Source organism: Janthinobacterium sp. 64 (genome assembly GCF_002813325.1).
Taxonomy (GTDB): domain Bacteria; phylum Pseudomonadota; class Gammaproteobacteria; order Burkholderiales; family Burkholderiaceae_D; genus Janthinobacterium.
The window spans coordinates 228,340-255,007 of the sequence record NZ_PHUG01000001.1; the positions used below are offsets into that span (position 1 = coordinate 228,340).

Below are 26,668 nucleotides of genomic sequence, written 5' to 3' on the forward strand. Positions count from 1 at the left end.
GGACAAGACAATGACAACCCCGATGATCGGCCACTTTATTGGTGGTAACCCGATGGCTTCGCGCTCCGAGCGCACGAGCGACGTCTTCAATCCCGCCACGGGCGCCGTGACGGCGAAGGTGTCGCTGGCCACGCCGTCCGAACTGAACGCGGCCGTGGCCGCCGCCCATGCGGCGTTTCCCGCCTGGTCGCAAACCTCGCCCCTGCGCCGCGCACGCGTCATGTTCAAGTTCAAGGAATTGCTGGAAGAACACTCGGATCAATTGGCCGCCCTGATCACGGCGGAGCACGGCAAGGTGTTTACGGATGCCAAAGGGGAAGTGACGCGCGGCATCGAAGTGGTGGAGTTCGCCTGCGGCATCCCGCAAATGATGAAGGGGGAATATTCGGAACAGGTGGCCGGCGGCATCGATGCCTGGTCGATCCGCCAGGCGCTCGGTGTCTGTGTCGGCATCACGCCGTTCAACTTTCCCGTGATGGTGCCGATGTGGATGTTCCCGATGGCGATTGCCTGCGGCAATACGTTCGTCCTCAAACCGTCGGAGCGCGATCCTTCCGCCAGCCTGCTGCTGGCGCAACTGTTGACGGACGCGGGCTTGCCCGACGGCGTCTTTAATGTAGTGCAGGGCGACAAGGAAGCCGTCGACGGCTTGCTGCACCATCCGGATGTGCGCGCCGTCAGCTTTGTCGGTTCCACGCCGATTGCCGAATACATCTATGCCACCGGCTGCGCGCAGGGCAAGCGCGTGCAAGCCTTGGGTGGCGCGAAAAACCACATGGTCGTCATGCCGGACGCGGATATTCCCCAGACGGTCGATGCCCTGATGGGCGCCGCGTTCGGTTCGGCCGGCGAGCGCTGCATGGCCATTTCCGTCGTCGTGGCGGTCGGCAATGTGGCGGACCAGCTGGTCGAAGCGCTGGTGCCGCGCATCGCAGCACTCAAGATTACGCAGGGCATGGATTTGTCGGCGGAAATGGGCCCCGTCGTCACGCAAGTGCACAAGGATAAAATTGCTGGCTACATCGCCACCGGCGTCAAGGAAGGCGCCAAGCTGGTCAGTGACGGGCGCGGTTTCGTCTTGCCCGGCCACGAAAACGGCTTTTTCCTCGGTGGCAGCCTGTTCGACCATGTCACGCCCGAGATGACGATCTACAAGGAAGAAATCTTCGGCCCCGTGCTGTGCATCGTGCGCGTGCCCGATTTTGCCACGGCGCTGGACCTGGTCAACGCGCATGAGTATGGCAACGGCACGGCCATTTACACGCGCGACGGCAATACGGCGCGCGAATACACGCACCGGGTGCAGGTGGGGATGGTGGGCGTCAACGTGCCGATCCCCGTGCCGATGGCTTTCCACAGCTTCGGCGGCTGGAAGCGCAGCCTGTTTGGCGACCACCATGCGCATGGCCCGGAATCGGTGCGTTTCTATACGAAACAAAAGGCCGTGACCCAGCGCTGGCCAGCCTCGACGGCGGCTGGCGCCGAATTTGCCATGCCGACCCTGAAGTAAAATCCGCTGTAAAACCGGCTGGTTCGCTTCTTGCTTACTGCAATGGTTGTGTTTAGCCATTGCAGATCGTTCCCATGACGTCCAGCCGTACCCAGCCTTTGCGCATCGTTGTCGTCAACACCATCGTCGAGCACGGCGTGCACGCGGATGCGGCATTGGCTGCCCAAGTGTTGCGCGGCAATGCCTTGCGCATCGGCTTGCTGGAATCGGGCTACGACATCGTAGCCTCGCTGCCAGCCGACCTCTACCTTCCCGAGCGCATCGCGCAACTGCAGCCCGACCTCATCATCATCGACGCCGAATCGGACGCGCGCGACGTGCTCGAACATATCGTCATCGCCACGCGCGACGAGCGCCGCCCCATCGTCCTGTTTACGGAAGACGGCGCCACGGCCAGCATCGACGCGGCCATGGCGGCCGGCGTATCGGCCTACATCGTGGCCGGCTTGCAGGCCGAGCGCATACAACCCGTGCTGAACGTGGCCCTGGCGCGCTTTCGCCAGGAAGAAAAATTGCGCGCCGAATTGCTCGACACGCGGCACAAATTGCTGGAGCGCAAGGTGATCGAACGGGCCAAGGGCCTGTTGATGACGCACCAGGGCTTGACGGAAGAGCAGGCTTACCAGCGGCTGCGCAGCATGGCGATGAATAAAAAGCTGAAGCTGGCGGACATTGCCCAGCGCATCCTCGACGTGGAGGACTTGCTGGGATGAGTCGATGTGGTGCAATGCACCACATCAGTGCGTACTTGCCTGTCAGTAGCTGGCACGCAAGATCAGCGCCGCGCTGCGTGGTTCTGCATAGAAATTGCCATTACTGGAGCGGCCCATGGTGCGGTAATAGGTCTTGTCGAAGACATTATTGATATTGACGCTGGCGCTCCAGTGGCGGTCGATGCGGTATTGCGCCATGGCATTCCAGACGGCATAGCTTGCCTGTGTATAGTGGAATGGCACGGCAGGGCCGTTGAACTTGCCTGTGGCCACATTCCAGCTGGCAGCCGTGCCTTGCGCGTATTGCTTGCTCTGCATGGTTGCACCGGCGCCCAGTTTCCAGGCGGAAGCGGCACCCGGCAATTGCCAGTTGCCCCACAGCTTGAGTGCATGTCTGGGCGTGATCGTGCTGAAAACGGCCTTGTCTGTTTCATTGCTGTTGTGGTTGTAGGTATAGCCGCCGGACAATTGCACGCCAGCGGCCACTTCACCGTTGACTTCCATTTCCACGCCCTGGCTGACGACCTTGCCGGAAGCGAGGTAGCAGCAATTGCTGGAAAATAGGGCGGACTGTTCTTCATAGCGGGGATCGTTGACGGCCCGGCCATCCTGCACGATGCGGTACAGGGCCAATGCCGTATTGAGCTTGCCGCCCAACAGTTCCCCTTTCAGGCCCAGTTCGCTATTTGCGCCGCGCATGGGGCGCAAGCCCGTGCCCGGCGCGGGGCCAGCCTTGAAGTCGGCTTGCGGCTTGAATATTTGCGCGTGGCTGGCATAGGCCGACCATTCTTGATTGATATCGTGCACGAAGCCGATGAAGGGGGTGACCTTGGTCGGTTCCGCGTATTGCGTCAAGCCTGAAGTGTCCCAGATGCCGGTGTCCGTATCGAGTTCGCGATAGTGCTGGCGGTAGCGGTAGCGGTTGACCCGCGCGCCTGCGATCAGCTTGCTGCCCTCGGCCACGTCCAGGCGCAAGGTGGCGTAGGCGCCATACTGGGTCTGGCCCCAGGGATCATAGTCGCGTTCAATGGGACCATACACCGGCTTGGGAAAGGGGGTGTTACCTGGATGAAACAAATCTCCCGGCGCGCCGTTGCCTTCCAGCGGATAGCTGGCCACCCAGCTGCTGGTGACTTTCTGGCCATCGATGCCGGCCAGTACTTCATGCGTACGGCCGAACCAGTCGAAGGCGCCGCTGACGTTGATATCGAGTAGTTGTTGCTTGTTATGGTATTGCGTGTGGCCGCTTTGCCAGCGGCCGCCCGTCATGGTTTGCGGATCGATGGCGCCCTGGATGAAACCATCGTCCGTGGCGCCGGCCTGGCGCATCTGCGCAGCATTCGCGCGCAGGGTCCAGCGCTGTGCCAGGCGCCAGGTCAGCTTAGCAAACAGTTCTCTCGAGGTGGAATCGACGCCGGCCCAGTCGGCCATCGCGCCCGTGTTGCGGGGCAAGTGCAGTTCGGCGCCCGTACTATAGCGGGGCAAGCCCGGCCAGGTTCCCCGGTCATGCGTGCGCTGTTCGCGAGCGCCGATGGCCAGCACGGCACCGGGTGCGATATCGGCTTCCAGTACGCCATAGATGAGCGGCTTTTCCGTCGCGCGGATGGCCGTGAAGTATTTTCGGTTTTCATAGGCGACGACGACGCGTCCGCGCAACTTGCCGTCGAACGCCAGCGGGCCGGAAGCATCGAAGTCGCTGCGGTAATTGTTCCAGCTGCCGGCCGCTACGCTGGCATTGAACTGCGGCGCGGCAGTAGGCATCTTGCGCACGAGATTGACGGCACCGCCTGGGTTGCCCGTGCCGTTCAGCAAACCTGCCGCGCCGCGCAGGATTTCCACGCGATCATATTCCGCCAGGTCGGCCGCGATGCTGGCGGAAAATCCCGTGTCCATGGGGGCACCGCCATCGAGCTGGTAGCTGCTGATTTCAAAACCACGCGCATACAGCTTCTGTATCAGGAAAGTATTGTCCTGTACCGTGATGCCGACGGCTTGTTCGGCTGCCTTGCTCAAGTCGCTGATATGCTGGTCGTCGAGGCGCTGGCGCGTCAGCACGGAGACGGTTTGCGGATGTTCGCGCAAGGATTGGGCCGTCTTGCCTATGGTAATGACAGGCGTGGTATACGAAGCCGTGCCTTCTGTTTCGCCATCGCGCCGACCCGTCACGCGGACTTCACGCATGCTGATTTCCATCGCCTGCGGCGCAGCCGCCGTCTTGCGCAGCACATAATTACCGTCGCCGCGTTGCTCCGCTTCCCAGCCGCTCCCTTGCAGCAATTGCGCATAAGCCTGGCCGACGGTGTAGTTGCCGCGCAAGCCAGGCGAACTCAGGCCTGCCAGTTGCGCGGCATCGAAGGCGATGGCGATACCGGCCGTGCTGGCATAGCGGCTGATGGTGGCGCCCAGTGGCCCGGCGGGAATGTCGACGTTGCGGGCGGTGCTGGTGGCGTCTGCAGACGCGACGGCCGGCGTGAGTAACGGCGCGGTGGCCAGCATGGCCAGCAGGACGGTGCGTACAGCGTGGGCGACGGCGGTGCGGCGCGCGATATATGGTGCGGCGGTCATGGAATTCCTTCAGGGTTAGCGCGTCTTTCAGGACGCTTGCAGGAAGGAGGTCGGATCAGCGGCAAAAAAAGTGCACGCTTTGGGAAAATATTTTTCAGGCGGGCAGCACGCGTACCCAGAAACGCGTGTGCATCACGATGTGCAGCGGGAAGCCGTTGGCCAGCACTTGCAGGGCGCGGTCGCTATCTGCCAGCGGGAAGTTGCCCGATATGCGCAGGTCGGCCACGCGCGGATCGCATTGCAGCACGCCCCGACGGTAGCGTCCCAGTTCAGCCAGCAAGCGAGACAGCGGCATGTTGTCAACCAATAAACTGCCGTCCTGCCACGCGCCTGCGCCGAATGCGGCCGGTGTGGGGCCTTGCATGGCGCCATCGGCGCCGATGCGCAATTGCTGCTCCGCTTGCACCAGCATGGGGCGCTGCTGTCCGCTGCGCACTTCCACGGCCTTTTCCAGTACGGTGACCAGCGTGCCCGCATGATCGCTGCGCACGAGGAAGCGCGTACCCAGCGCGCGGATGCGGCCATGTGGCGTATCGACCAGGAAAGGCCGGGCGCCATGGCCGATGGCCAGGTGGGGATCGGCGACCGTGCCGATGAAAATTTCACCCCTGCGCAACAGCAGGCGGCGCTGCGCCTCGTCATAGGCCAGGTCCACGGCGCTATCCGTATTGAGCACGAGGCGCGAGCCGTCGGGCAAGAGCAGGCGACGCTGTTCGCCCGTCGCCGTGGATATGTCGGCCAGCATGGCCAGCCGCCATTCCCGCGCGGCGGGCTGGCGCCAGCCATGCCATGCGAGGCCGCTGGCACCCAGCACGGCCAGGGTGCCGCGCAGCACGCCGCGGCGCGATAGCTGCGCAAGCCCGGTTTGCGCCGCAGCCTGCAAGGCTGGCGCGGCCAAGCCGCCGGGCACGCTGCCCAGTTGCCGCTGCATCGTTTCGATGCGTTGCCAGGCGGCGCCGTGGGCGGGGTGTGCGTCGCGCCAGCGCTGCCAGCGCAACCGGTCTTGCGGCGTGACGTGGCCTGAGCACAGGCGCGCATACCAGCCGGCGGCCGCGCGCAACGCGCGCAACTCCATGCCCGACAGGGCGCCCGCGCTCATGCTTCGAGCGCCGCTTGCAGCAGGCATACTTGCAGCACGGCCTTCGCCATGTAGTTGTTCACGCTGCGCAGGCTGATGCCAAGCTCCTGCGCAATGCAGGCATAGCTGAGGCCCTCGAATTGCGACAGGATAAAGACTTGCCTGACTTTCGCGCCCAGGCCGTCGAGCAGTGCATTGATCTCGTGCAGGGTTTCCAGCACGATGGCGCGCGCCTCGCACGACAGTTCCTGTGCTTGCGGCCATTGCGCCAAGGTTGCCAGGTAAGCCTGTTCCAGTGCGCGGCGGCGGTAATGATCGACCACGACTCTGCCGGCGATGGTCGCCAGGTAGCTGCGCGGTTCGCGGATGGCTTGCGCATTGCGGTCGACCAGAAGGCGCACGAAGGTGTCGTGCGCCAGGTCGGCGACATCGCCCATATTGCCCAGGCGCGTGCGCAGCCAGCCTTTCAGCCAGCCGAGGTGTGCGCTGTAGAGCGTGCCGACAGGGTGGGAGGAAAGGGGGAGCGGGGCGGGCATGGGGCGTGACGGTCGCGAATGGAAAGGTCTTGAATCTAAATGGGAATTGTTCTCATTTTAACGAGGAAGGGTGCTTTGTGCAATGAGGCAGTGGCTTGGTCAACCGTTCCGGCCAGCCACGGCACGTTTTTGGTGCATATTTAAGCCGCGCGTCTGGCACGGCTCTTGCTGACTAAAGCACAGGGGCGCGGTTTGCGCAGGGAATGGTCAGCGGTATGTCGCACAGTTAAGCAAGGACGCGGGTATGACAGAGGGAAAGGGCGCAAGCGCCCAGGTGATGCGCTCCATGCATCCGGAAAAACAGACGATACGCATCGGCTACCTGCCGCTGGCCGATTGCGCCTCGCTGGTGATGGCGGCTAAGCTGGGCCTCGATGAAAAATACGGCATCAAGATCGAACTGAGCCGGGAGATGTCGTGGGCCGGCGTGCGCGACAAATTGAACAGCGGCGAACTCGATGCGGCCCACGTGTTGTACGGTCTCGTGTATGGCGTGCAGATGGGCATCGGCGGGCAGCAGCGCGACCTGGCCGTGCTGATGAACCTCAATCACAGCGGCCAGGCCGTCACCGTGTCGGCGGCGCTGGCGCGCGAGGGCGCCCACGATGGCCCGACATTGGCGCGGCACATGCGCGGCACGGCGCGGCCGTTTGCGTTTGCGCATACTTTCCCGACCGGCAACCACGCGATGCTGCTGCAATACTGGCTGGCCGCGCATGGCATCGATCCGCTGCGCGACGCGCGCGTGATGACGGTGCCGCCGTCGCAGATGGTGACGGCCTTGCGCGCGGGACAGATGGATGGCTTTTGCGCGGGCGAACCGTGGGGCTACAAGGCCATCGTCGATGGCGTGGGCGTGACGGCCGCCAGCAGCGGCGCCATCTGGCCCGACCATCCGGGCAAGGTGCTGGGCACCAGCGCCGCGTTTGCGCAGCAGCATCCGAACAGCTGCCGCGCCCTGATCGCCGCCGTGCTCGAGGCGGGCCGCTGGATCGACGCCAGCGACGCCAACCGGCTGGCCATGGCGGCTACCCTGGCCGAGCCCGCTTATTTGAATACACCGCAGGAAATGCTGGCGCCGCGCATCCTCGGCCATTATCAGGATGGCCTGGGCAAGACCTGGGACGAGGCGCACGGTTTGAAATTTTATGGCGATGGCGCCGTGAATTTCCCGTATCTGTCTGACGGCATGTGGTTCATGACCCAGCACCGGCGCTGGGGCTTGCTGCGCGACGAGCCCGATTACCTGGCCGTGGCGCGCCAGGTCAACCGCATCGACCTGTACCGCCAGGCGGCGGAAATGACGGCCACGCCCCTACCCAAGGCGCCCATGCGCAGCTCGACCCTGTGTGACGGCGTCGTATGGGACGGCAGCGCACCGGAAGCGTACGCGGCCTCGTTTGCCATCGGCCACTTTTTTTAATGGGAGAGTTCATCATGGCGCAACTTGGAAGCGTGACCCTGGTCGGCGCCGGTCCCGGCGACCCGGACCTGTTGACATTAAAAGCTGTGAAGGCCATCGCGCGGGCCGACGTGGTGCTGATCGACGACCTCGTCAACCCGGCCATCCTCGCGCATGCGGCACAAGGCGTGCGCGTGGTCGAGGTGGGCAAGCGCGGTGGCTGCGCGTCCACGCCGCAAGCGTTCATCGAGCGCCTGATGCTGGCCGAAGCGCGTGCCGGCCAGCATGTGGTGCGCCTGAAAGGGGGCGACCCGTATCTGTTCGGGCGCGGCGGCGAGGAACGCGCCTATTTGCGCAGCCACGGCGTGGCTGTCGAGGTGATACCGGGCATCAGCAGCGGCCTGGCCGCACCAACGGCCATCGGCGTGCCGCTGACGCACCGCAGCTGGAGCCAGGGCGCGATCTTCGTCACGGGCCATGGCAAGGATGGCGCCTCGGAGCCGAACTGGGCGGCATTGGCGCAAAGCGGCCTGACCCTGGTCATCTACATGGGCGTGGCCAGGGTGGCTGCCATCCAGGCGGGCTTGCTGGCCGGCGGCATGGCGCCCGGCATGCCCGTGGCCGTGGTGCAATCGGCCAGCTTGCCGGCCCAGCGCCAGATGCTGAGCACTTTGCACGCCTTGCCCGATGACTTGCAAACCAGCGGCCTGGGCAGTCCCAGCATCATCGTCGTGGGCGAGGTAGTGCGCTGCGCCGATGCCTGGGATGACCATGGTGCCGGCGCTTTGCTGGCCGCCTGCGTCTGAGCCTGCCGGCGCCTAGCGGATCGGCAGGGCCACGGGGCGGATGGGCGCCGCGTCGCCGCCACGGAATTTCAAGGAGGCGCCGATGAAGGCAAACTGGTACACCTTGTCGCGCGACAAACCTTCCAGGTCAACCAGTTCCAGGATGGGCGTGCCCTGCTGCGCCAGCAGATAGGTGTGCACGGGCAGGTAATTGTTCGCCACTTCGGACGGAAACGCCTCGAAACTGAGGTTGTCCGCGCCCACCACCATGGCGCCGCCATCTTCCACGAGGAATTTCGCCGCATCGAGCGACAGGCCGGGCGGATTCGCCATATAGGCTTGCGCCTGCTCATAGTGCTGCATGCGGCCCGTGCGTATCAGCACCACGTCGCCCTGTTCCAGCGTGATCTTCTGCTGCGCCAGCGCCGCGCGCAAGTCTTGCCGCGTGACCCGGTAATTGTCGGGCAGCTGCTGGAGACCCTTGGCCACGGCCACGTCGATCAGCACGCCGCGCGCCACGATCGGCGGCAGCTTTTCCGCGCCCGTCACGCTCCAGCCCCGGTCGCCCAGATGTTGCTCTTCCGTAAAGCCGTTCCAGATCTTGCCGTTCAGGCCGAAGTGGTTGAGCGCGTCGATATGCGTGCCCATGTGCGCATACATGGACACGGCCGAGCCCGTGTAACTGACGTGGCGGTTCATCTGTTCGCCCACGTGCATGGAATCGGCCACCACGTTGCCCTTCGGCGTGTGCGTCATCCACATCTGGTAGGGTGGATCGCCGGCCGCTTGCCAGCTGGGCATGCCGATATAGAAATCGACGGCCAGGTCATAGCTCTTGCCGCCGTCGATACGGGCCAGGATGGCGGCGCGCGAGGCCGCCGTCATCAGGTTCAGGCGGCCGATCTCGTCTTTCGGGCCCCAGGGGCTGATGCCCACTTCGGGCAGGGCGGCCTGCACTGTCCCTCCGAGCAGGGCCAGCAGCAGGGCAGTCAGGGCGGCGGATGGTTTGAACATGGGGTGCTCCTTGCTTGACATGAATGAAGAAGCCGTCATCATATTGTTTTCAGATTCAATGATAATCAGCGATAAAATAATAAGATATTCAACTGGAAGGAAAGAATGATGGATGTCCTGGCGCACATGCGCGTGTTTCGCAAGGTGGTCGAGCGCGACAGCTTCAGCAAGGCAGCGCTGGACTTGAACCAGTCGGCGGCGGCCATCAGCAAGCAGGTGCGCCAGCTGGAGGCGCATCTGGGCACCGTGCTGCTGGTGCGCACGACGCGGCGCATGAGCTTGTCTGACGGCGGGCGTGCCTACTATCTTGAATGCTGCCGCCTGCTCGATGAAATCGACGCGCTGGAACTGGCCACGCGCGGCTGCGCCGGCAAGGTGGCGGGGCGGCTGCGCGTGAATGCGCCGCTGTCGTTTGGCCTGAAAGTGCTGTCGCCCCTGCTGCCGGTCTTCATGGCCCGCCATCCGGAAGTCAGCATCGAGATGACCCTGGACGACCGCCTGCGCGACGTGGTGGGCGAGGGCTATGACGTGTCCCTGCGCATCCGCGCCACGCTGGCCGATTCGACCCTGGTGGCGCGCCGCCTGGGCGACGTCGAGCAGATGATCTGCGCATCGCCCGCCTACCTGGCGCGGCGCGGCACGCCCGGCCAGGCGCAGGATCTGCACGGCCACGACTGCCTGGCATACCGGCTGGCCGACAGTCCCGGCGTCTGGCAGCTGGCCGGCCCGGAAGGGGCGAGCAGCATCGTGCTACCCGTGCGCTTTTCCGCCGACAGCAGCCTGCTGCTGGCTGACATGCTGGTGGCGGGCATCGGCGTGGGCGCGCTGCCGTCGTTCGTCGCCGCGCCGCTGCTGGCCAGCGGCGCCCTGGTGCGCGTGCTGCCGTTGCATGGCATGGCCAGGCGCGGCGTGTATGCCTTGACGCCCGATGGACGCCACGTGCAGGAAAAGGTGCGCGCCTTCTGCGACTTCCTGGCCGGGGCGCTGCGGGAAGCTTGAACAGCCGGTGTTTTCCAGGGCAACCATCGGACGCGCTTTTTTTCATATCCGGATGCGTCGGGCAGGGGCTTTGATAGTATCCTCGTACTTGCTGGGCGGTGCGGCGCCGCACATTCGAGGAAACCGGAATAAGCGATCGACAATGCACACTTTGAGCAAGGGCGGGGCGGGATCAGGCATCAGAATCTGGGCAGGCGGCCTGCTGCTGGCCCTGGCGGTGGGCGGTGCCTTGTATGCGGGCGCGGTGCGCACGGTCAATGACGACGCCGAACAGCGTTTCGACAACCTCACGCACGCTGCCCAGCATAGCCTGGCCACGCGCGTAAAAAGCTATTCCGACCTGCTGCGCGGCCTCGAAGCGCTGTTTCGCACCAGCGAGCACCTGACGCGCCGCCAGTTCCACGATTACGTAGCCGGCCTCGATATCGCGCGCCAGTTCCCCGCCATCGAATCGGTCAACTACGCGGTGGCCGTCCCGTCGGCGCAGCGCGCCGCCTTCATCGAGGCCGTGCGCAAAGACACCAGCCTGGCGCCGCGGGGCTATCCCGCTTTCAGCATCCGCCCGCCCGGCGAGCGGCCCGAATACACGGTGCTCACTTATCTGGAGCCCGATTCGCTGCTGGCCGAACGCGTGGGCGTCGATATCGGCGCCAACCCGCTGGTGGCGCAAGCCCTGGCGCAGGCGCGCGACAGCGGCGAAGTCAGCGCCTCGGGGCAGGTGATCATGATCAAGGGACCGCCCGCGCATGTGGGCCTGGGCATGCGCCTGCCCGTGTACCGCAATGGCATGCCGCAAGGCAGCGTGGCCGAGCGCCGCGCCGCCTACCAGGGGTCCGTGGGCATAGGCTTTGGCGTGGCGCAGCTGGTGCACAGCGCGCTCGAACGCAGCGTCCTGGAACCGCTGCGCCTGACTCTGTACGGCGCGGCCGACCCGCTGCCGGCCCAAGGCGTGCTGCGCATCGCGCCGCAGGACCGGCTGCTGTTCAACGATGACGCCGACCTGGCGGCGGCGCCGCCGCAACCGGGCAGCGATGCGGGCTATTTCGACCAGGTGCTGCCGGTGGCGTATCAGGGGGGCGTATGGAAAGCCCATTTCCGCGTGCGCAAGGCGGACCTGTACAGCCCCTTTGACCGCTATTTCCCGTGGCTGGCGCTGGCCGTCGGCGTGGCCGGCACCCTGCTCATTTATGGCTACATCTTTACCCTGTACCGTTCGCGCCGCAACGCGGTGGCGCAGCGCGCCCTGCTCGATACGGTGCTCGACAGCGTCGATGCCTACGTCTACATGAAGGATGCCGACCTGCGCTACCGCTACGTGAATGCGCGCACGGCGAAGATACTGGGCCGCTCGGCGGAGCAGCTGATCGGCCGCCAGGATGGCGAGTTGATGCTCGGCGATGCGGCCGCCGCCGCGCAGCTGACCGAACGCCAGGTGTTCGACAGCGGCGCCAAGTTCGTCGGCGAAGAGCGCTTCGTCGATGCGCAAGGGCAGGTGCATCACCTGTGGAGCGTGAAGGTGCCGCTGGGCTTGCCCGGTCCCGTCACGGGCCTGATCGGCCTGTCCACCGACGTGACGGAACTGCACCGCCTGAAGGAGCAGGCCGACGCGGCCAGCCAGGCCAAGAGCGACTTCCTGTCGAACATGAGCCATGAAATCCGCACGCCGATGAACAGCATCATCGGCATGGCGCACCTGGCGCTGAAATCGGTGGCCGATGCGCGCCAGCGCGATTATCTGCAAAAAATCTTCCATTCGGGTCAGCATTTGCTGGGCCTGATCAACGACATCCTCGATTTTTCCAAGATCGAAGCGGGCAAGCTGGAGCTGGAAGTGCTGGACTTCCGTCTCGACACCCTGCTGGCGAATATCGCCAGCCAGCTCGGCGATGCGGCCGTCGTCAAGGGCCTGGCGCTGCAATTCGATATCGCGCCCGAGCTGCCGCAGCGCTGGCGCGGCGATCCGCTGCGCCTGGAGCAGGTCTTGCTGAACCTGACCAGCAACGCCATCAAGTTTTCCGACAATGGCAGCATCTACGTGCGCGTGCGCCAGTCGGAGGAACGCGGCAGCCACGCCATGCTGCGCTTCGAGGTGCAGGACCGGGGCATCGGCATGAAGCAGGAAGAGGTGGCGCAGCTGTTCCGCTCCTTCCACCAGGCCGACCCCTCGACCACGCGCAAGTATGGCGGCAGCGGCCTGGGGCTGGTGATCAGCAAGCAGCTCGTTGAACTCATGGGCGGCAAGGTGGGCGTGTACAGCCAGCCGGGCCAGGGCAGCACCTTCTGGTTCACGGCGCGCCTGGAGAAAAGCGCGCAAGCGGGCGATGAGCGCATCGCCGAAGTCGAGCCCGAAGTCATGGGCGTGATCCGTGGCGCCTCCATCCTGCTGGTGGAAGATAACGTCTTCAGCCAGCAGGTGGGCTGCGAATTGCTGGAAGACGCCGGCGCCACCGTCTGCATCGCCAGCAATGGCCGCGAAGCGCTGGAATTGCTGTCCCACCAGCGCTACGACTGCGTGCTGATGGACGTGCAGATGCCGGAGATGGACGGCTTCGAAGCGACGCGCCGCATCCGCGCCGACCCCAGACTGAGCGGCCTGCTGGTGATCGCCATGACGGCCAATGCGGGCAGCGAAGACCGCGCCCGCTGCCTGGCGGCCGGCATGGATGAATTCGTGACCAAGCCGATCGCCCCCAATCTGCTGTTTCACCTGCTGGCGAAATGGTTTCGCCTGCGCGGCGGCATCGGCGGCATCGGCAGCCTTGGCCATGCGCGCGTGGGCGACAGGCTGGCGGTGCTGCCGAAAGCGCCGCCATCGGCCGCCGCGCCGGAGTTGCGTAGCACGGACATCCTCGACCTGGCCACCCTGGCGCTCACGTTCAGCAATGACGCCGCGAAGATGCGCAAGTACACCCAGCTGTTTCTCGACACGGCGCGCGACGGCATCGCCGAAATGGAGCAGGCCATGGCGCTGGAAGACCTGGGGCGCCTGGCCGACCTGGGACACCGCAGCAAATCGTCGGCGCTGGCCGTGGGTGCGCATGCCTTCGCCAGCCTGTGCATGTCGCTCGAAGGATTGCGCCTGGGCGGCGACCTGCAGCAGGCGCGCGCTTTGCTGACGGCCCTGAGGCCGGCGCTGGCGCAGGTGGCGGAACAAATTTCCATGGAATTTGCCGTCAGCGACGCCCCCTGACGCAGGCAGCGGCGATAATACGCGTTTATACGTGTATCGCATCCCCGGCCAAAGGGCAGGGGATGCGGCAACCCATCGGATCAGCATGCATACTCCCGTCACGCCCGGCCTTCTCATCCTGCATGGCAACCAGCTGGAACAGCTGCGCGCCGCCGTCTTCCAGTGGCTGCGCCAGCATCCGCTGGCGCCGCTGGAAACGGATATCTTTCTGGTGCAGTCGAACGGCGTGGCCGAATGGCTGAAGATCGCTTTGGCCGAGGAGATGGGGGTCTGCGCCGCCACGCGCATCGCCCTGCCGGCGCGCCTGCTGTGGGAAAGCTACCGCGGCATGCTGGGGCGCGACAGAGTCCCGCGCGTGTCGCCGTTCGATAAATCGCCGCTGACGTGGCGCTTGATGCGTCTGTTGCCGTCACTGCTGGCCGACCCGGTGTTTGCACCGCTGCGCTACTTCCTGGCCGATGGCGATTGCGAACGCCGGCTGCAGCTGGCCGAGCGCCTGGCCGATTTGTTCGACCAGTACCAGGTCTACCGCGCCGACTGGCTGGCCGACTGGGCGGCGGGGCGCGACCAGTTGCGCACGGCACGTGGCGAAGCCATCGTGTTGAAGGACGACCAGCGCTGGCAGGCGCAGTTGTGGCGCGCCGTGGCGGCCGACGTCGAGGCCTTCGAGCGCGACACGGGCCGCGCCGATATCCACGACGCCTTCCTGGCGGCGATCGCCGCCGGCGATGCGCCTGCCGGCAAGCTGCCGCGCCGGGTGGTGCTGTTCGGCGTGTCGGCCCTGCCATACCAGACCTTGCAGGCGCTGGCCGCACTGGCGCGCCACACGCAGGTGGTGCTGGCCGTGCCGAATCCATGCCAGTTCTACTGGGGCGACATCATCGACGGGCGCGACTTGCTGCGCGCGCAAAACAAGCGCCAGCGCCAGCGCAACGGCACCGACCTGGCCGGGATTCCGCTGGAAGAACTGCATGCGCACAGCCATCCGCTGCTGGCCAGCTGGGGCAGGCAAGGACGCGACTTCATCCGCATGCTCGACGAATTCGACGAACACGCGCAAGCGGAAGGGCGCGACGACAGCCTGCGCATCGACCTGTTTGGCGAAGAAACGGGCGGGACCCTGCTGCAGCAGGTGCAGGTGGCCATCCGCGAACTGCGTCCGCTGGCCGAACACGCACAAACGCCGCCCGAGGCCGGCGACCGCTCGATCGAATTTCACGTGGCGCACAGCGTGCAGCGCGAAGTGGAAGTGCTGCACGACCAGCTGCTGGCCATGTTCGCGCACAGCGCCGAGACGGGTTTGCGTCCGCGCGACGTGGTGGTGATGGTGCCCGACATCGACACGTTTACGGCCGCCATCCACGCCGTCTTCGGCCAGTACCGGCGCCACGACGAACGCTTCATTCCGTTCGAGATCGGCGACGTGAAGGACCGCAGCGTCAACCCGCTGCTCGTCGCGCTCGAGTGGCTGCTGCAGCTGCCGCAGCAGCGCTGCCGCCAGAGCGAAGTGCGCGACCTGCTCGACGTGCCCGCGCTGGCTGCCCGCTTTGGCCTGCAGCCGGACGACCTGGCTACCCTGGGCGCGTGGATCGAAGGGGCCGGCGTGCGCTGGGGCCTGGACCAGCAACACCGCGCCGGTCTGGGACTGGGCGCGGCCGGCGAACAGAATGCGTGGATCTTCGGCGTGCGGCGCATGCTGCTCGGCTATGCCAGCGGCGGTGGCGCCAGCTTTGGCGGCATCGAGCCGTATGCGGAAGTGGGCGGCCTCGATGCGGCGCTGGCGGGCTCGCTGGCGCAGCTGGTCGAGGCGCTGCTGCACTGGCGCAGCGTGCTGGCCAACGCGCACACGCCAGCCGAATGGGGCGCGCAGGCGCGCGCGCTGCTGGCCGCCTTCTTTGATGCCGATGACGAAGGCGACCGCCTGACCCTGGCGCAGCTGGAAGGCGCCTTGCAGGGCTGGCTGGAAACCTGCGAACACGCGGGTTTTGTCGAGCAGGTGCCGCTGTCCGTGCTGCGCGTGGCGTGGCTGGGCGCGCTCGACGAGCCGACCCTGAACCATCAATTCGTCTCCGGCGGCGTCACCTTCTGCACCTTGATGCCGATGCGCGCCGTGCCGTTCCGCGTCGTGTGCCTGCTGGGCATGAACGATGGCGACTTCCCGCGCCGCGCGCAAAAGGCCGATTTCGACTTGCTGGCATTGCCCGGCATGGCGCGCCCGGGCGACCGCTCGCGCCGCGACGACGACCGCTACCTGATGCTCGAAGCCTTGCTGGCCGCGCGCGACAAACTGTACGTGAGCTGGGTGGGGCGCAATGTGCGCGACAATTCCGAGCAGCCGCCGTCCGTGCTCGTGTCGCAGCTGCGCGATTACCTGGCCGCAGGCTGGTCGCTGGACCGCCACCTGGCGTCCTTGACGACCGAGCACGCGCTGCAGCCGTTCAGCCGCCGCTATTTCGAGGCCGACGGTTTGCTGACCTATGCGCGCGAATGGCGCGTAGTCCATACCGATGCCGATGCGCAGGCCGCCGTGCTGCCGCTGGGCCCTTACGAGCTCGATCCCGGCACGCGTCTGAAGCTGGGCGAGCTGGCCAGCTTTTTGCGCCAGCCCGTCAAATACTTTTTCCGCTGCCGCCTGAGCGTGTATTTTGCCGATGCGGCCATGCTGGGCGAGGATGAAGAGCCGTTCGGCCTGAATGCGCTCGAACGCTATCTGCTGGAAGACACCATGCTCGACGACGGCGGCGCCGTGGAAGCCTTGGACGACGTGCGCGCCAGCCTGCAAGCGCGCGCGGAAAAGCTGGCGCGCGAAGGCGTGCTGCCCATCGGCCTGATCGGCCGGCAAGTACAGGCGCAGCTGGTCGAGGCGCTGGTGCCCGTGCGCAGCGCGTGGTTGTCGCTGCGCGCCTCGTTCCCGTACACGGCCGACAAGCGCGCCATCAACTTGCCGTTCGGCGAGCTGCAGATCGACGACTGGCTCGACAAATTGTGCAGCAACGGGACGGACACGGCCTGGCTGATGCAGATTTCCTCGAAGGTGACGGACAAGGGCGGCCTGGCGCGCGGCGACAAGCTGATGCTGATGTGGCTGCGCCAGCTGGCCGCCGCCGCCCTCGGCTTTCCCGTCACCGGCTACCTGGTGGCGCGCGACGCCATCGTCAGCATGGCGCCGCTCGATCCGGCCACGTCGCGCGAGGCGCTGGCCACCTTGCTGGCGCTGTGGCGCGAAGGCATGAACCATCCGCTGCCGACGGCGTGCAAGACGGGCCTGGCGCTGGTGCAGCAGGGCGACCCGCGCGCCGTCTACGATGGCGGTTTTGAACTGTCCGGCGAGCGCGAAGAGCTGTGCCTGGCGCGCCTGTGGCCCGAGTTTTCCGCGCTGGCCGCGGAGGAAGCGTGGGAAGACTGCACGCGCGAGCTGTATGGCCCGCTGGCCGACTGGCTGCAGCAGCACATTACGATAGACCCGATCAGCGCGCCCGATGATGGCGCGGGAGAAGAACAATGACGAGCCATCTGCTCAACCCCCTGGCGTTCCCGCTGCACGGCTCGCGCCTGATCGAGGCGTCGGCCGGCACCGGTAAAACCTGGACCATCGCCGCGCTGTACGTGCGCCTAGTACTTGGTCACGGCGACGACGACAGCCGTTTTACGCGTCCGCTGCTGCCGGCCGACATTTTGGTGATGACGTTTACCCGCGCCGCCACGCGCGAATTGTCGAACCGCGTGCGCGAGCGCCTGATCGAGGCCGCTGCTTATTTCCGCCACGAATCCGGCGGCAGCGACCCATTTCTCGATGCCTTGCTCGAGTCCTATCCCGACGAGAGCGAACGGCAAAAGGCCGCGCACCGGCTGATGCTGGCCGCCGAGACGATGGATGAAGCGGCCATTTTCACCATCGACGCGTGGTGCCAGCGCATGCTGCGCGAGCATGCATTCGACAGCGGCAGCCTGTTCGATGAAGAACTGGTCAGCGACGAGCAAGCCCTGTTCGAGGATGCGGCCCACGATTACTGGCGCCAGCAAGTCTACCCTTTGCCGCCGCAGGCGCTCGACGTGCTGCTGGCCTGCTGGCCCGACGTGGGGGCGCTGAAGAAAGGCGCGCGCGAGCTGGCGCGCCGCGCCGACATCATGGGCATGGCCGACGAAGAACCGTTATCCATGCTGATCGCGCGCGAACAGCGGGCGCTGGCCGCGCAGCTGGCCACACTGAAGGCGGGCTGGGTCGAGCGCGTGGACCAGATGGCCGTGTGGATCAACGATCACCGTGCTGCCAATCCCAAGTGTTTTAACGGCGTCAAGATGAAGCCGGAGAACCTGGCGAAGTGGTTCGATGGCTTGCGCCGCTGGGCGCAGGATCCGCTGTTGCTGCTGCCGGCCATCACGGCCAAGGCGTGGGAACGCTTGACGCCGTTTGGCATCGAGGATGCGTTTGCCAAGAGTTTCACGGCGCAAGTACCCGAATGCTTCGCGCATACGGAGGCGCTGGGGATCGCCCTGGCGGGTATCACGCCGCTGGCGCACAAGCTGCACCTGCATGCGGCGGCGGCCATCGCGCGGCGCATGGACCAGTTAAAACGCCAGTCGCGCCAGTTCGGCTTTGCCGACATGCTGCAGCGCCTGCACGACGCGCTGGCGGGCGAAAATGGCGCGGCCCTGCGCCAGCGCATCGTCGACCAGTATCCATTGGCAATGGTCGATGAATTCCAGGATACGGCGCCAAGCCAGTACCAGATCTTCAATTCTCTGTACCGCATCGCCGACAACGATCCGGCCCTGGGCCTGTTCCTGATCGGCGACCCGAAGCAGTCGATCTACGGCTTTCGCGGCGCCGATATCCAGAGCTACCTGGCGGCACGCCGCGCTACCACGGGACGCCACTACCAGCTGGGCACCAACTACCGTTCCACGGCGCCGCTGGTGGCCGCCGTCAACCAGCTGTTCCTGCACGCCGAACGCGCCGAAGTGCCGGCTGGTGCCTTCCGCTACCGCAAAAACGGCGAGAATCCGCTGCCGTTCGAGGCCGTCGACGCCAAGGGCCGCTCCGAGCACCTGGTGAACGCCGGTGGTCCGCTGCCGGCGCTGCTGGCCGCCTGCGCCAGCGATGAAGGATTGCGCGGCGACAGCTACCGCGAATATTTCGCACAGCACTGCGCCGAACATATCGTCGCCATGCTGGGCGATGCGCAAGCTGGTTTTACTGGCCCGGACGGTTTTACGCGCCTGCAGCCGGCCGATGTCGCCATCCTCGTGCGCGACCGCAAGGAAGCGGCGGCCATCCGCCGCGCGCTGGCGCGCCGCCGGGTCGCCAGTGTCTACCTGTCCGACAAGGATTCCGTCGTCGACAGCGAGGAAGCGCAAGACGTGCTGCGCTGGCTGGCGGCGCTGGCCAACCCGCTCGATGGGGGGCTGGCGCGCGCCGCGTTTGCCACGCGTACCATCGGCCTGTCGCTGGGCGAGCTGGCGCGCCTGTCGAGCGATGAACTGGAATGGGAGCGCAGGGTCGAGCAACTGAAGACCCTGCACCTGATCTGGCAGCGCCAGGGCGTGCTGGCCATGCTGCGCCGCTTCATCCACGAACTGCAGTTGCCCGCCATGCTGCTGCAGCAGACGGGCGGCGAGCGGCGGCTGACGAATCTGCTGCACCTGGCCGAACTGCTGCAATCGGCCAGCCGCCAGCTCGATGGCGAGCAGGCGCTGATACGCTGGCTGGCCGAGCAGATCGCCGGCGAAGGCGAGGGCGGCGACGAGCGCGTGCTGCGCCTGGAAAGCGATGCGGAGCTGGTGAAAGTCATCACTGTGCACAAGTCGAAAGGACTCGAATACCCGCTCGTGTATCTGCCGTTTGCCGTGACGGCGCGCAAGGTGGATAAACGCAACCGCAGCTTCTTCGAGTATGCGGGGGAGAATGGCGAACGCCGCCTCGACCTGTCGCTGTCCGACGAAGCGATGGCGGCGGTCGAAGAAGCGCGCATCGAGGAAGACTTGCGCCTGCTTTACGTGGCGCTGACGCGCGCGCGCCACTTTTTGTGGCTGGGCGTGGCCGCGCAGGCGGCGCGCAAGGCGGGCGAGAACACCCTGCACGAATCGGCGCTCGGCTATCTGCTGACGGGCGGCGACAAGCTGCCGTTCGAGCAGCTGCTGCTGCGCTGGCAGCAGGTGGCGGGCAGTTGCGACGCCATCTACGTGGGTTCTTTGGCGCAGCCCGATGCCTGCACGGTGCTGGACCGCGTCGAGCGGCGTCCCGAGTTGCGGCCCGCGCCCGTGTTCGCGGGCGAATTCGAACGCGACTGGTCGGTGGGCAGCTTCACGTCGCTGACGCGCCAGATCGGCGCCGTGGCAGCCGCGCACGTGCCGCAGCGGGCGCTGGAAGAGACCTTGCTGGAAGACGGCACGGCGGTCGCCGTGGCCTCGCCGCTGCACATGGGCGACGCGCCGTGGCACCGTTTTCCGCGCGGTTCCGTGCCCGGCAATTTCCTGCACGAGCAGCTCGAATGGATGGGCGGCGAAGGGTTTGACTGCGTCAACGATGAAAACTTTGACACCCGCCTGGCCGCGCGCTGCGAGCGGGCCGGCTGGGGCCACCGCCAGGAAGACGCCATCGCCTGGCTGCGCGAGATCGCCATCACGCCGCTGCCGCTGCTCGATGCGTCGCTGTCGCAGTTGGACAGCACCCTGTCCGAGATGGAGTTCTGGTTCCCCAGCGAGCATTTGTCGACGGGGGCGCTCGATCAGCTGTGCACGCGCTTGCTGCTCGATGGCGCGCCGCGTCCCGTGCTGCCGCGGCGCCAGCTGCACGGCATGCTGAAAGGCTTTGCCGACCTGGTCATCGAACAAGATGGCCGCTATTGGGTGCTCGACTACAAGTCGAATGCGCTGGGCGCCAACGACGCCGCCTACCACACGCAGGCACTGGCGGCCGGCATGGCGCAACACCGCTACGATATCCAGGGTGCCATCTACATGCTGGCCCTGCACCGGCTGCTGAAAAGCCGGCTCGGTGATGCGTATGATCCGGCCGAACACCTGGGCGGCGCCATCTTCCTGTTCCTGCGCGGTATCGCGAATTCGGACACGCATGGCTGCTACTGGCTGGCGCCGCAGCTGGAACTGCTGGACGGCCTCGATCAATTATTGTCGGAAGAAGTGGAAATAGCATGAACCATGACGTGGCCCTGGACGCCCTGTTTATCCATGTGGACGGCGTCGCCGAAGCGGGCCATCTGCGCCGCCTGAGCGCCGCCTTTGCCCGCTTCATCGCCAGCCTGGACGAGCAGGCGCCGCATGCGTCCGCCGTGGCCGTGGCCTGCGTCGTGCTGTCCGAGCTGGAAGGGCGGGGCCACAGCTGTCTGATGCTCGCTGACCTGTCTGGCGAACCGTCGCAGTTGCTGGGCTGGAGCGAGGAGTTGTGGCATGGCGTGCTGGCCGTTTCCGGCCCGCTGCCGGACAGCGTCGCTGGCTGGCGCGCGCTGCTGGCCGGCGCGCCGCAGGTATGGCAGGTGGATACCCCCGACGTGAAACAGCCGCTGGTGCTCGATGGCGACCGCCTGTATTTGCGCCGCTACTGGCGCGATGAGAGCTTGGTGGGCGAAAAAATCGCCGCGCGCGCACAGGATTTGACCAATCCGCCGCTGGCGCAGGTACGGCAATGGCTCGACATCCTGTTCGACCAGCCCACGCAGGACGGTGGTCCGGACTGGCAAAAAGTGGCGTGCGCCGTCGCCCTGCGCGGCAAGGTGGCCATCATCACGGGCGGCCCGGGGACGGGCAAGACGTACACGGTGGCGAGCCTGTTGACGTTATTGTTTGCCGTCTCGCCGCAGCCGGAGCAACTGCGCATCGCGCTGGCCGCGCCCACGGGCAAGGCGGCCGCGCGGCTGAAGCAGTCGATCGACAAGGCCCTGGAAGGCTTGGCGGCCAAGGCGGGCGATGCGTTGCCCCTGCTGGAACTGGCGCGGCGCATGGGCGCGGCGCGCACGCTGCATAGTTTGCTGGGAGCGCGGCCCGATACGCGCGCCTTTGCTCACCACGCTGGCAATCCGCTCGACGTCGACGTGCTGATCGTCGATGAAGCGTCGATGGTGCACCTGGAAATGATGGCGTCCGTGCTCGACGCCTTGCCGCCGGCGGCGATATTGATACTGCTCGGCGACAAGGATCAACTGGCGTCCGTGGAAGCGGGCGCCGTGCTGGGTGACTTGTGTCACGACGCGCAGGCGGGCGGCTACACGGACGCCACCATCGCGTATGCGCAGGCGGCCAGCGGCGTGGCCATACCGCCCGACTTTGCCGGTGCTGCCGGTGCGGCCGGCGCGCTGGCGCAGCAGACGGTGATGCTGCGCCACAGCCACCGTTTCAGCGGCCCGATCGGCGAGCTGGCGCTGGCCGTGAATGGCGGCAGGCCCGAGCTGGCCAAGGCCTGCTTCGCCGGCGACAGCGGCGGCCAGCTGGCGTGGACGGTGCCGGCGCAGCAGGAAGACGTGCTGCGCCTGGCCTTGCGCGGACGCGCCGACGCACCGGGCGGCTATCAGCCGTATCTGCAACTGGTCAATGCCGGCGAGGCCGCGTACGCGCAGCATGACGACTGGGTGCGCGCCGTGCTGCATGCCTTTGAAGCATTCCGCATCCTGTGCGCCGTGCGCGAGGGCGAGTGGGGCGTGGCGGGCCTGAACACGGCCATCGAACTGCGGCTGGAAAAGGAAGGCTTGATACGCCGCAGCGAATGGTATGTGGGCCGTCCCGTGATGGTCACGCGTAACGACTATGGCACGGGCGTGTTCAATGGCGACATCGGCCTGACCCTGCGCGACCCTGCGCGGCCGGGATCATTGCGCGTGTACTTCCTGGAAGGCGAGAACGTGCGCAGCGTGCTGGCCACGCGTTTGCGCCACGTGGAGACGGCGTTTGCCATGACGGTGCACAAGTCGCAGGGCTCGGAATTTCGCCACACGGTGCTGGTGCTGCCGCAGGAGGGCGGCGCCATGCTGGCGCGCGAACTGGTCTACACGGGCATCACGCGGGCGCGCGACTTCTTTACCCTCGTCTCGCCCACGCAAGCCGTGCTGTTCGACGCGATTCTGCGTCGCACGCAGCGCGCCAGCGGGCTGCGCGGCTTGATCGGCTGAGTTACTTCGCCAGCTTCGCCTTGGCCACCAGCGCCTGCACCACTTGCAGGGTCGCCTGATCGACGCTCTGGCGCGGCAAGCCCGGATTGGCGCCGGCCACCATCGATGGATTGGTCAAATAACGCCCGCCCACGATCAGGGTGGGCGTACTGTCGACCTGGTAGCTGGCGGCAAGGCGCGGCAGGTTCTTCAGCCTGGTCTGCACGCCAAACGACTGGTAGGCGCCTTCGAAGGCGGCCTTGTCCAGGCCATTTTTCAGCGCCCAGTCGAGGTTATCCTTGTCGCTGGCCAGGCGCTTGCGTTCCACATGCCAGGTGTGCATGACTTGCGCGTGCAGCGCCTCTTCCTTCTTCAGCGCTTCCAGGGTCAGGAACAGATGCGCTTCCGGATCATTCGCCGGCATGTGCGGCAAATGGATGCGGCGGAACGACACCGTGGCGGCATTGTCCTTGACCCAGCGCGCCAGGCTCGGCTCCAGCGCGTTGCAGGCGGGGCAGTGGTACATGAAAAATTCGATCACTTCCACTTTGCCCGGCGCCGTTTGCACGGGCTGCGGCGTGGCCAGCACCAGGTAGTCGGCGCCCTGCACGGGTGCTTGCGGCGAGGCGAAGACGCTGGCGGCGGCGAAGCTGGCGCAGGCCAGGATGATGTGGTGCAAACGCATGGGGGCTCCTTTGAAAAGATTGACTATGAGGCAATCGTTGTAGAGCGTCAACGGCTGATGGTGTTGCTTTGATGTAATAAACGTTAATTATTCCAAATATTGAATGATAATGTTCCGATTTTTGTGTGAAAATGGCAGCAGAGTGTGCGTGGCAAGGCCGCTGATTCACACCATAAAAATCACCACAGAGGAGTACACCATGTTTTCATCGTTGCGCACGCGTCTGGTGCTCATTTGCGTTTCCATCGTCGTACTGTCCATGCTGGCCTTGTCGGTCGCCAATTACGTCACCACGCGCAACAGCATGCTGGCGTCGTCGGATCAACAGATGCAGCAGCTGCTGCACAGCCAGTCGGCCGTGCTGGCGCAATGGGTCGACGGCAAGAAGAAGGTCATGGCGTCCGTCGTCATGTCGGCCGAGACGCCCGATCCGCTGCGCGCTTTCCAGATCGCGGAAAAGGCCGGCGATTTTGCGGAAGTGTTCATCGGCTACGCGGACAAGCGCTCCGTGTTTACCCATCCGGGGCGCCCGGCCGATTTCGATCCCACGGCGCGCGCCTGGTACACGGACACCGTCAAGGCGGGCGTGCCGATGCTCACGCCGCCGTACGTGGACGCGGCCAGCCACAAACTCGTGGTGTCGTTTACGGCGCCCGTCGGGCCGAAAGAGGCATTGGTGGGCGTGGCCGGTGCCGACGTGCTGCTCGATACGGTGATCGCCAACGTGGTGGCGATCAAGCCGACGCCGCACAGCTTTGCCTTCCTCGTCGACCAGAGCGGCACCATCATCGCCCACGCGAACAAGGACCTGAGCCTGCAGCCGGTGGGCAAAATCGATGCGGCGCTGTCGGCCGCGCAGATCAACCGCCTGGAAAGCGCGCGCACCAGCGAGGCCGTGCGACTGAATGACCGCGACGGCAAGCTGTACGTCACGCGCGTGGCCGGCACCGACTGGCTGCTGGCCGTGGTGCTGGACCAGCAGGAAGCCATGCAAGCCTTGCAGACGATGCTGACGACGGCCACCGTCACGGCCGTGCTGCTGGCCGGCGCGGCGGCGGTGCTGCTGTCGCTGCTGGTGTTCAAGATGCTCAAGCGCCTGGAACTGGTGCGCGATGCGCTCGACGATATCGCTTCCGGCGAAGGCGACCTGACTCTCCGCCTCGACGCTTCCGGCGTGGATGAACTGGCGCAGATCGCCGGCGCCTTCAACCGCTTCATCGACAAGATCGCCGCCGTGCTGGTGAAAATCCGCACGGCCAGCGAATCGGTCAAGGTGTCATCAATGGAAATCGCCGCCGGCAACCAGGACCTGTCATCGCGCACGGAACAGCAAGCCAGCTCGCTGGAAGAAACGGCCGCCTCGATGGAGGAGCTGACTTCCACCGTCAAGCAGAACGCGGACAATGCGCGCCAGGCCAACCAGATGGCGCAATCGGCGTCCGGCGTGGCCAGCAAGGGCGGGCAGGTGGTGGCGCAGGTGGTCGAGACCATGGCCTCGATCAACGATTCGTCGAAAAAGATCGTCGACATCATCAGCGTCATCGACGGCATCGCTTTCCAGACGAATATCCTCGCGCTCAATGCGGCCGTGGAAGCGGCGCGCGCGGGCGAGCAGGGACGAGGCTTTGCCGTGGTGGCAACAGAGGTGCGCAGCCTGGCGCAACGCTCCGCTGGCGCGGCGAAGGAAATCAAGCTGCTGATCGACGATTCGGTGGGCAAGGTGGACTCGGGCGCGCGTCTGGTCGACGAGGCCGGCTTGACGATGCAGGAAATCGTCGACAGCGTGCGCCGCGTGACCGACATCATGGGCGAGATCACGGCCGCCAGCGTCGAGCAGAGTGCCGGCATCGAGCAGGTGAACCAGGCGATTGCGCAAATGGACCAGGTGACGCAGCAGAATGCGGCCCTGGTGGAAGAGGCAGCGGCTGCGGCGGAAAGCCTGCAAGACCAGGCCGGCACGCTGGCGCAGGTGGTGGGCGTGTTCAAGCTCGATGACGGGCCGGCTGCCGTGCAGCCGCCGGCCAGGCCCGTGGTGCGGGCAGCCATCGCGCCGCGCCTCGCCAGCAGTCCGGCCAGGACGGCTGCCGTCAAGCCCGAGCGCAGCGAGGAGTGGGAGACTTTCTAAATAGCGTTCAAGCGCGCCGGGGCGCCAGGGTCGGCGCCATCTGTTTCGCCACCTCGAAAAAAGCGTTGGTGGCCGGCGTGTTCTGGCGCCGGTCGCGCACGGCCAGGCCCACCTTGCGGCTGACGGGCGGGTTTAACGGCAGGGCGACCAGCTCCGGATACTGCTCGCGCAGCCGCTGGGGCAGCGCCAGTTCGGCGACGATGGACAGGCCGTCGCCGCGGCTGACCATGTCGAGGATGGTGATCACCTGGCTGATGCGGTAGGGTACCTGCGGCTGCAGGCCCGCGTTGGCGAACAGCGGCTCGATCAGGCAGGCGCAGCCCGCCTCGGACATGATGAATGGCCCTTCGCACAATTGCGCCAGGGTGATGGAGTTTTCGCCGGACAGTGCATGGCTGCGCGGCACCAGCGCCATCATCTGGTCTTCCACCAGCGGCGCCGTATCGAAACGCTCGTCGGGCAGCACGACGAAGCCGACGTCGACCCTGCGTTCGCGTATCCATTGCACCACTTCATGGTCGGCGCCTTCGTCGATGCGCAGGGTGATGCCCGGATAGCGCAGGCGGAATTGCGCCGTGATGGCCGGCAGCAGATTCAATGATGACGTGGGGCCGAAGGAGCCGATGCGCAGGCTGCCCTGGCGCTGGCCCAGCACATCGGCCGCTTCCTGGCGCATGGCTTCCGACAAGCCGAGGATTTCGCGCGCACGCAGCAGCAGCTGGCGGCCCACGTCGGTCAGCTCGGCCGAGGCCTGGTGGCGCACGATCAGGTCCACGCCCATTTCTTTTTCCAGCGCTTTCAAGGCATGCGAGACGGCCGACTGGCTGATGCCCAGCTGCGCGGCGGCGGCGGAAAAGCCATGCAGTTCGGCCACCAGGGTAAAAATTTCCAGTTGCGTGAAGGTCATGCTGTGGCTTTCCTGTGATATGAGTATTTGCTCATTATTTCATGAGTTGATATTAGTA

16 protein-coding genes are annotated in these 26,668 nt (G+C 65.7%); 10 read left to right on the top strand and 6 right to left on the bottom strand.

Annotation, left to right across the window (positions count from 1 at the left end; translation table 11 throughout):
• Positions 1 to 10: 10 nt before the first annotated feature.
• Together CLU91_RS01035 and CLU91_RS01040 are read left to right on the top strand one after the other, a co-directional pair.
• Complete coding sequence (locus CLU91_RS01035) at positions 11 to 1,510, top strand: CoA-acylating methylmalonate-semialdehyde dehydrogenase (RefSeq protein WP_100872598.1); 1,500 nt, start codon at positions 11 to 13, stop codon at positions 1,508 to 1,510.
• A 74-nt stretch (positions 1,511 to 1,584) separates the two neighbouring features.
• A complete protein-coding gene (locus tag CLU91_RS01040) occupies positions 1,585 to 2,223 on the top strand; it encodes an ANTAR domain-containing response regulator (protein ID WP_100872599.1) in 639 nt (212 codons plus the stop codon).
• Positions 2,224 to 2,265: 42 nt separating this feature from the next.
• Here the strand turns inward: CLU91_RS01040 and CLU91_RS01045 are convergent, their stop codons facing one another.
• From CLU91_RS01045 to CLU91_RS01055, 3 genes are all read right to left on the bottom strand, one after another.
• A complete protein-coding gene (locus CLU91_RS01045; protein WP_100872600.1) occupies positions 2,266 to 4,788 on the bottom strand; it encodes a TonB-dependent siderophore receptor in 2,523 nt (840 codons plus the stop codon).
• 94 nt (positions 4,789 to 4,882) lie between these two features.
• On the bottom strand, positions 4,883 to 5,887 hold the full coding sequence (locus CLU91_RS01050; RefSeq protein ID WP_100872601.1) for a FecR domain-containing protein: 1,005 nt from the start codon (positions 5,885 to 5,887) through the stop codon (positions 4,883 to 4,885).
• Positions 5,884 to 6,402 carry a sigma-70 family RNA polymerase sigma factor gene (locus tag CLU91_RS01055; RefSeq protein WP_100872602.1) on the bottom strand — a complete coding sequence of 173 codons (519 nt, stop codon included), beginning with the start codon at positions 6,400 to 6,402 and terminating at the stop codon, positions 5,884 to 5,886. The genes CLU91_RS01050 and CLU91_RS01055 overlap by 4 nt, the downstream gene beginning before the upstream one ends.
• 244 nt (positions 6,403 to 6,646) lie before the next feature.
• Here CLU91_RS01055 and CLU91_RS01060 point away from each other — a divergent pair, with 244 nt between their 5' ends.
• Together CLU91_RS01060 and cobA are read left to right on the top strand one after the other, a co-directional pair.
• Positions 6,647 to 7,825 (top strand): CmpA/NrtA family ABC transporter substrate-binding protein, encoded by a 1,179-nt coding sequence (locus CLU91_RS01060; RefSeq protein WP_100872603.1) that lies wholly within the window; start codon positions 6,647 to 6,649, stop codon positions 7,823 to 7,825.
• A 14-nt stretch (positions 7,826 to 7,839) separates the two neighbouring features.
• Positions 7,840 to 8,610 (top strand): uroporphyrinogen-III C-methyltransferase, encoded by a 771-nt coding sequence (cobA, locus tag CLU91_RS01065; protein WP_100876523.1) that lies wholly within the window; start codon positions 7,840 to 7,842, stop codon positions 8,608 to 8,610.
• 12 nt (positions 8,611 to 8,622) lie between these two features.
• Here the strand turns inward: cobA and CLU91_RS01070 are convergent, their stop codons facing one another.
• Positions 8,623 to 9,603: a cyclase family protein gene (locus CLU91_RS01070; protein ID WP_100872604.1), complete on the bottom strand. Its 981-nt coding sequence runs from the start codon at positions 9,601 to 9,603 to the stop codon at positions 8,623 to 8,625.
• A gap of 108 nt (positions 9,604 to 9,711) precedes the next feature.
• On the opposite strand from CLU91_RS01070, the gene CLU91_RS01075 reads away from it, so the two are divergent.
• From CLU91_RS01075 to recD, 5 genes are all read left to right on the top strand, one after another.
• Positions 9,712 to 10,602 carry a LysR family transcriptional regulator gene (locus CLU91_RS01075; RefSeq protein WP_100872605.1) on the top strand — a complete coding sequence of 297 codons (891 nt, stop codon included), beginning with the start codon at positions 9,712 to 9,714 and terminating at the stop codon, positions 10,600 to 10,602.
• Positions 10,603 to 10,744: 142 nt separating this feature from the next.
• Positions 10,745 to 13,792 (top strand): CHASE domain-containing protein, encoded by a 3,048-nt coding sequence (locus tag CLU91_RS01080; RefSeq protein ID WP_100872606.1) that lies wholly within the window; start codon positions 10,745 to 10,747, stop codon positions 13,790 to 13,792.
• A gap of 85 nt (positions 13,793 to 13,877) precedes the next feature.
• On the top strand, positions 13,878 to 17,297 hold the full coding sequence (recC, locus tag CLU91_RS01085) for an exodeoxyribonuclease V subunit gamma (RefSeq protein WP_100872607.1): 3,420 nt from the start codon (positions 13,878 to 13,880) through the stop codon (positions 17,295 to 17,297).
• A complete protein-coding gene (gene recB / locus CLU91_RS01090) occupies positions 17,294 to 20,950 on the top strand; it encodes an exodeoxyribonuclease V subunit beta (protein WP_100872608.1) in 3,657 nt (1,218 codons plus the stop codon). Before recC ends, recB begins: the two co-directional genes overlap by 4 nt.
• The gene (recD, locus tag CLU91_RS01095) at positions 20,947 to 22,914 is read left to right on the top strand and encodes an exodeoxyribonuclease V subunit alpha (RefSeq protein WP_100872609.1); all 1,968 of its coding nucleotides are present in this window, start codon (positions 20,947 to 20,949) and stop codon (positions 22,912 to 22,914) included. The genes recB and recD overlap by 4 nt, the downstream gene beginning before the upstream one ends.
• 1 nt (position 22,915) lies before the next feature.
• Here the strand turns inward: recD and CLU91_RS01100 are convergent, their stop codons facing one another.
• Positions 22,916 to 23,578: a thiol:disulfide interchange protein DsbA/DsbL gene (locus CLU91_RS01100; protein ID WP_100872610.1), complete on the bottom strand. Its 663-nt coding sequence runs from the start codon at positions 23,576 to 23,578 to the stop codon at positions 22,916 to 22,918.
• A gap of 199 nt (positions 23,579 to 23,777) precedes the next feature.
• Here CLU91_RS01100 and CLU91_RS01105 point away from each other — a divergent pair, with 199 nt between their 5' ends.
• Positions 23,778 to 25,703, top strand: a complete 1,926-nt coding sequence (locus CLU91_RS01105; RefSeq protein ID WP_100872611.1) for a methyl-accepting chemotaxis protein — start codon at positions 23,778 to 23,780, stop codon at positions 25,701 to 25,703.
• A 7-nt stretch (positions 25,704 to 25,710) separates the two neighbouring features.
• Here the strand turns inward: CLU91_RS01105 and CLU91_RS01110 are convergent, their stop codons facing one another.
• Entirely contained in the window at positions 25,711 to 26,610 is a 900-nt protein-coding gene (locus CLU91_RS01110; RefSeq protein ID WP_100872612.1) for a LysR family transcriptional regulator, read from the bottom strand.
• Positions 26,611 to 26,668: the final 58 nt, after the last annotated feature.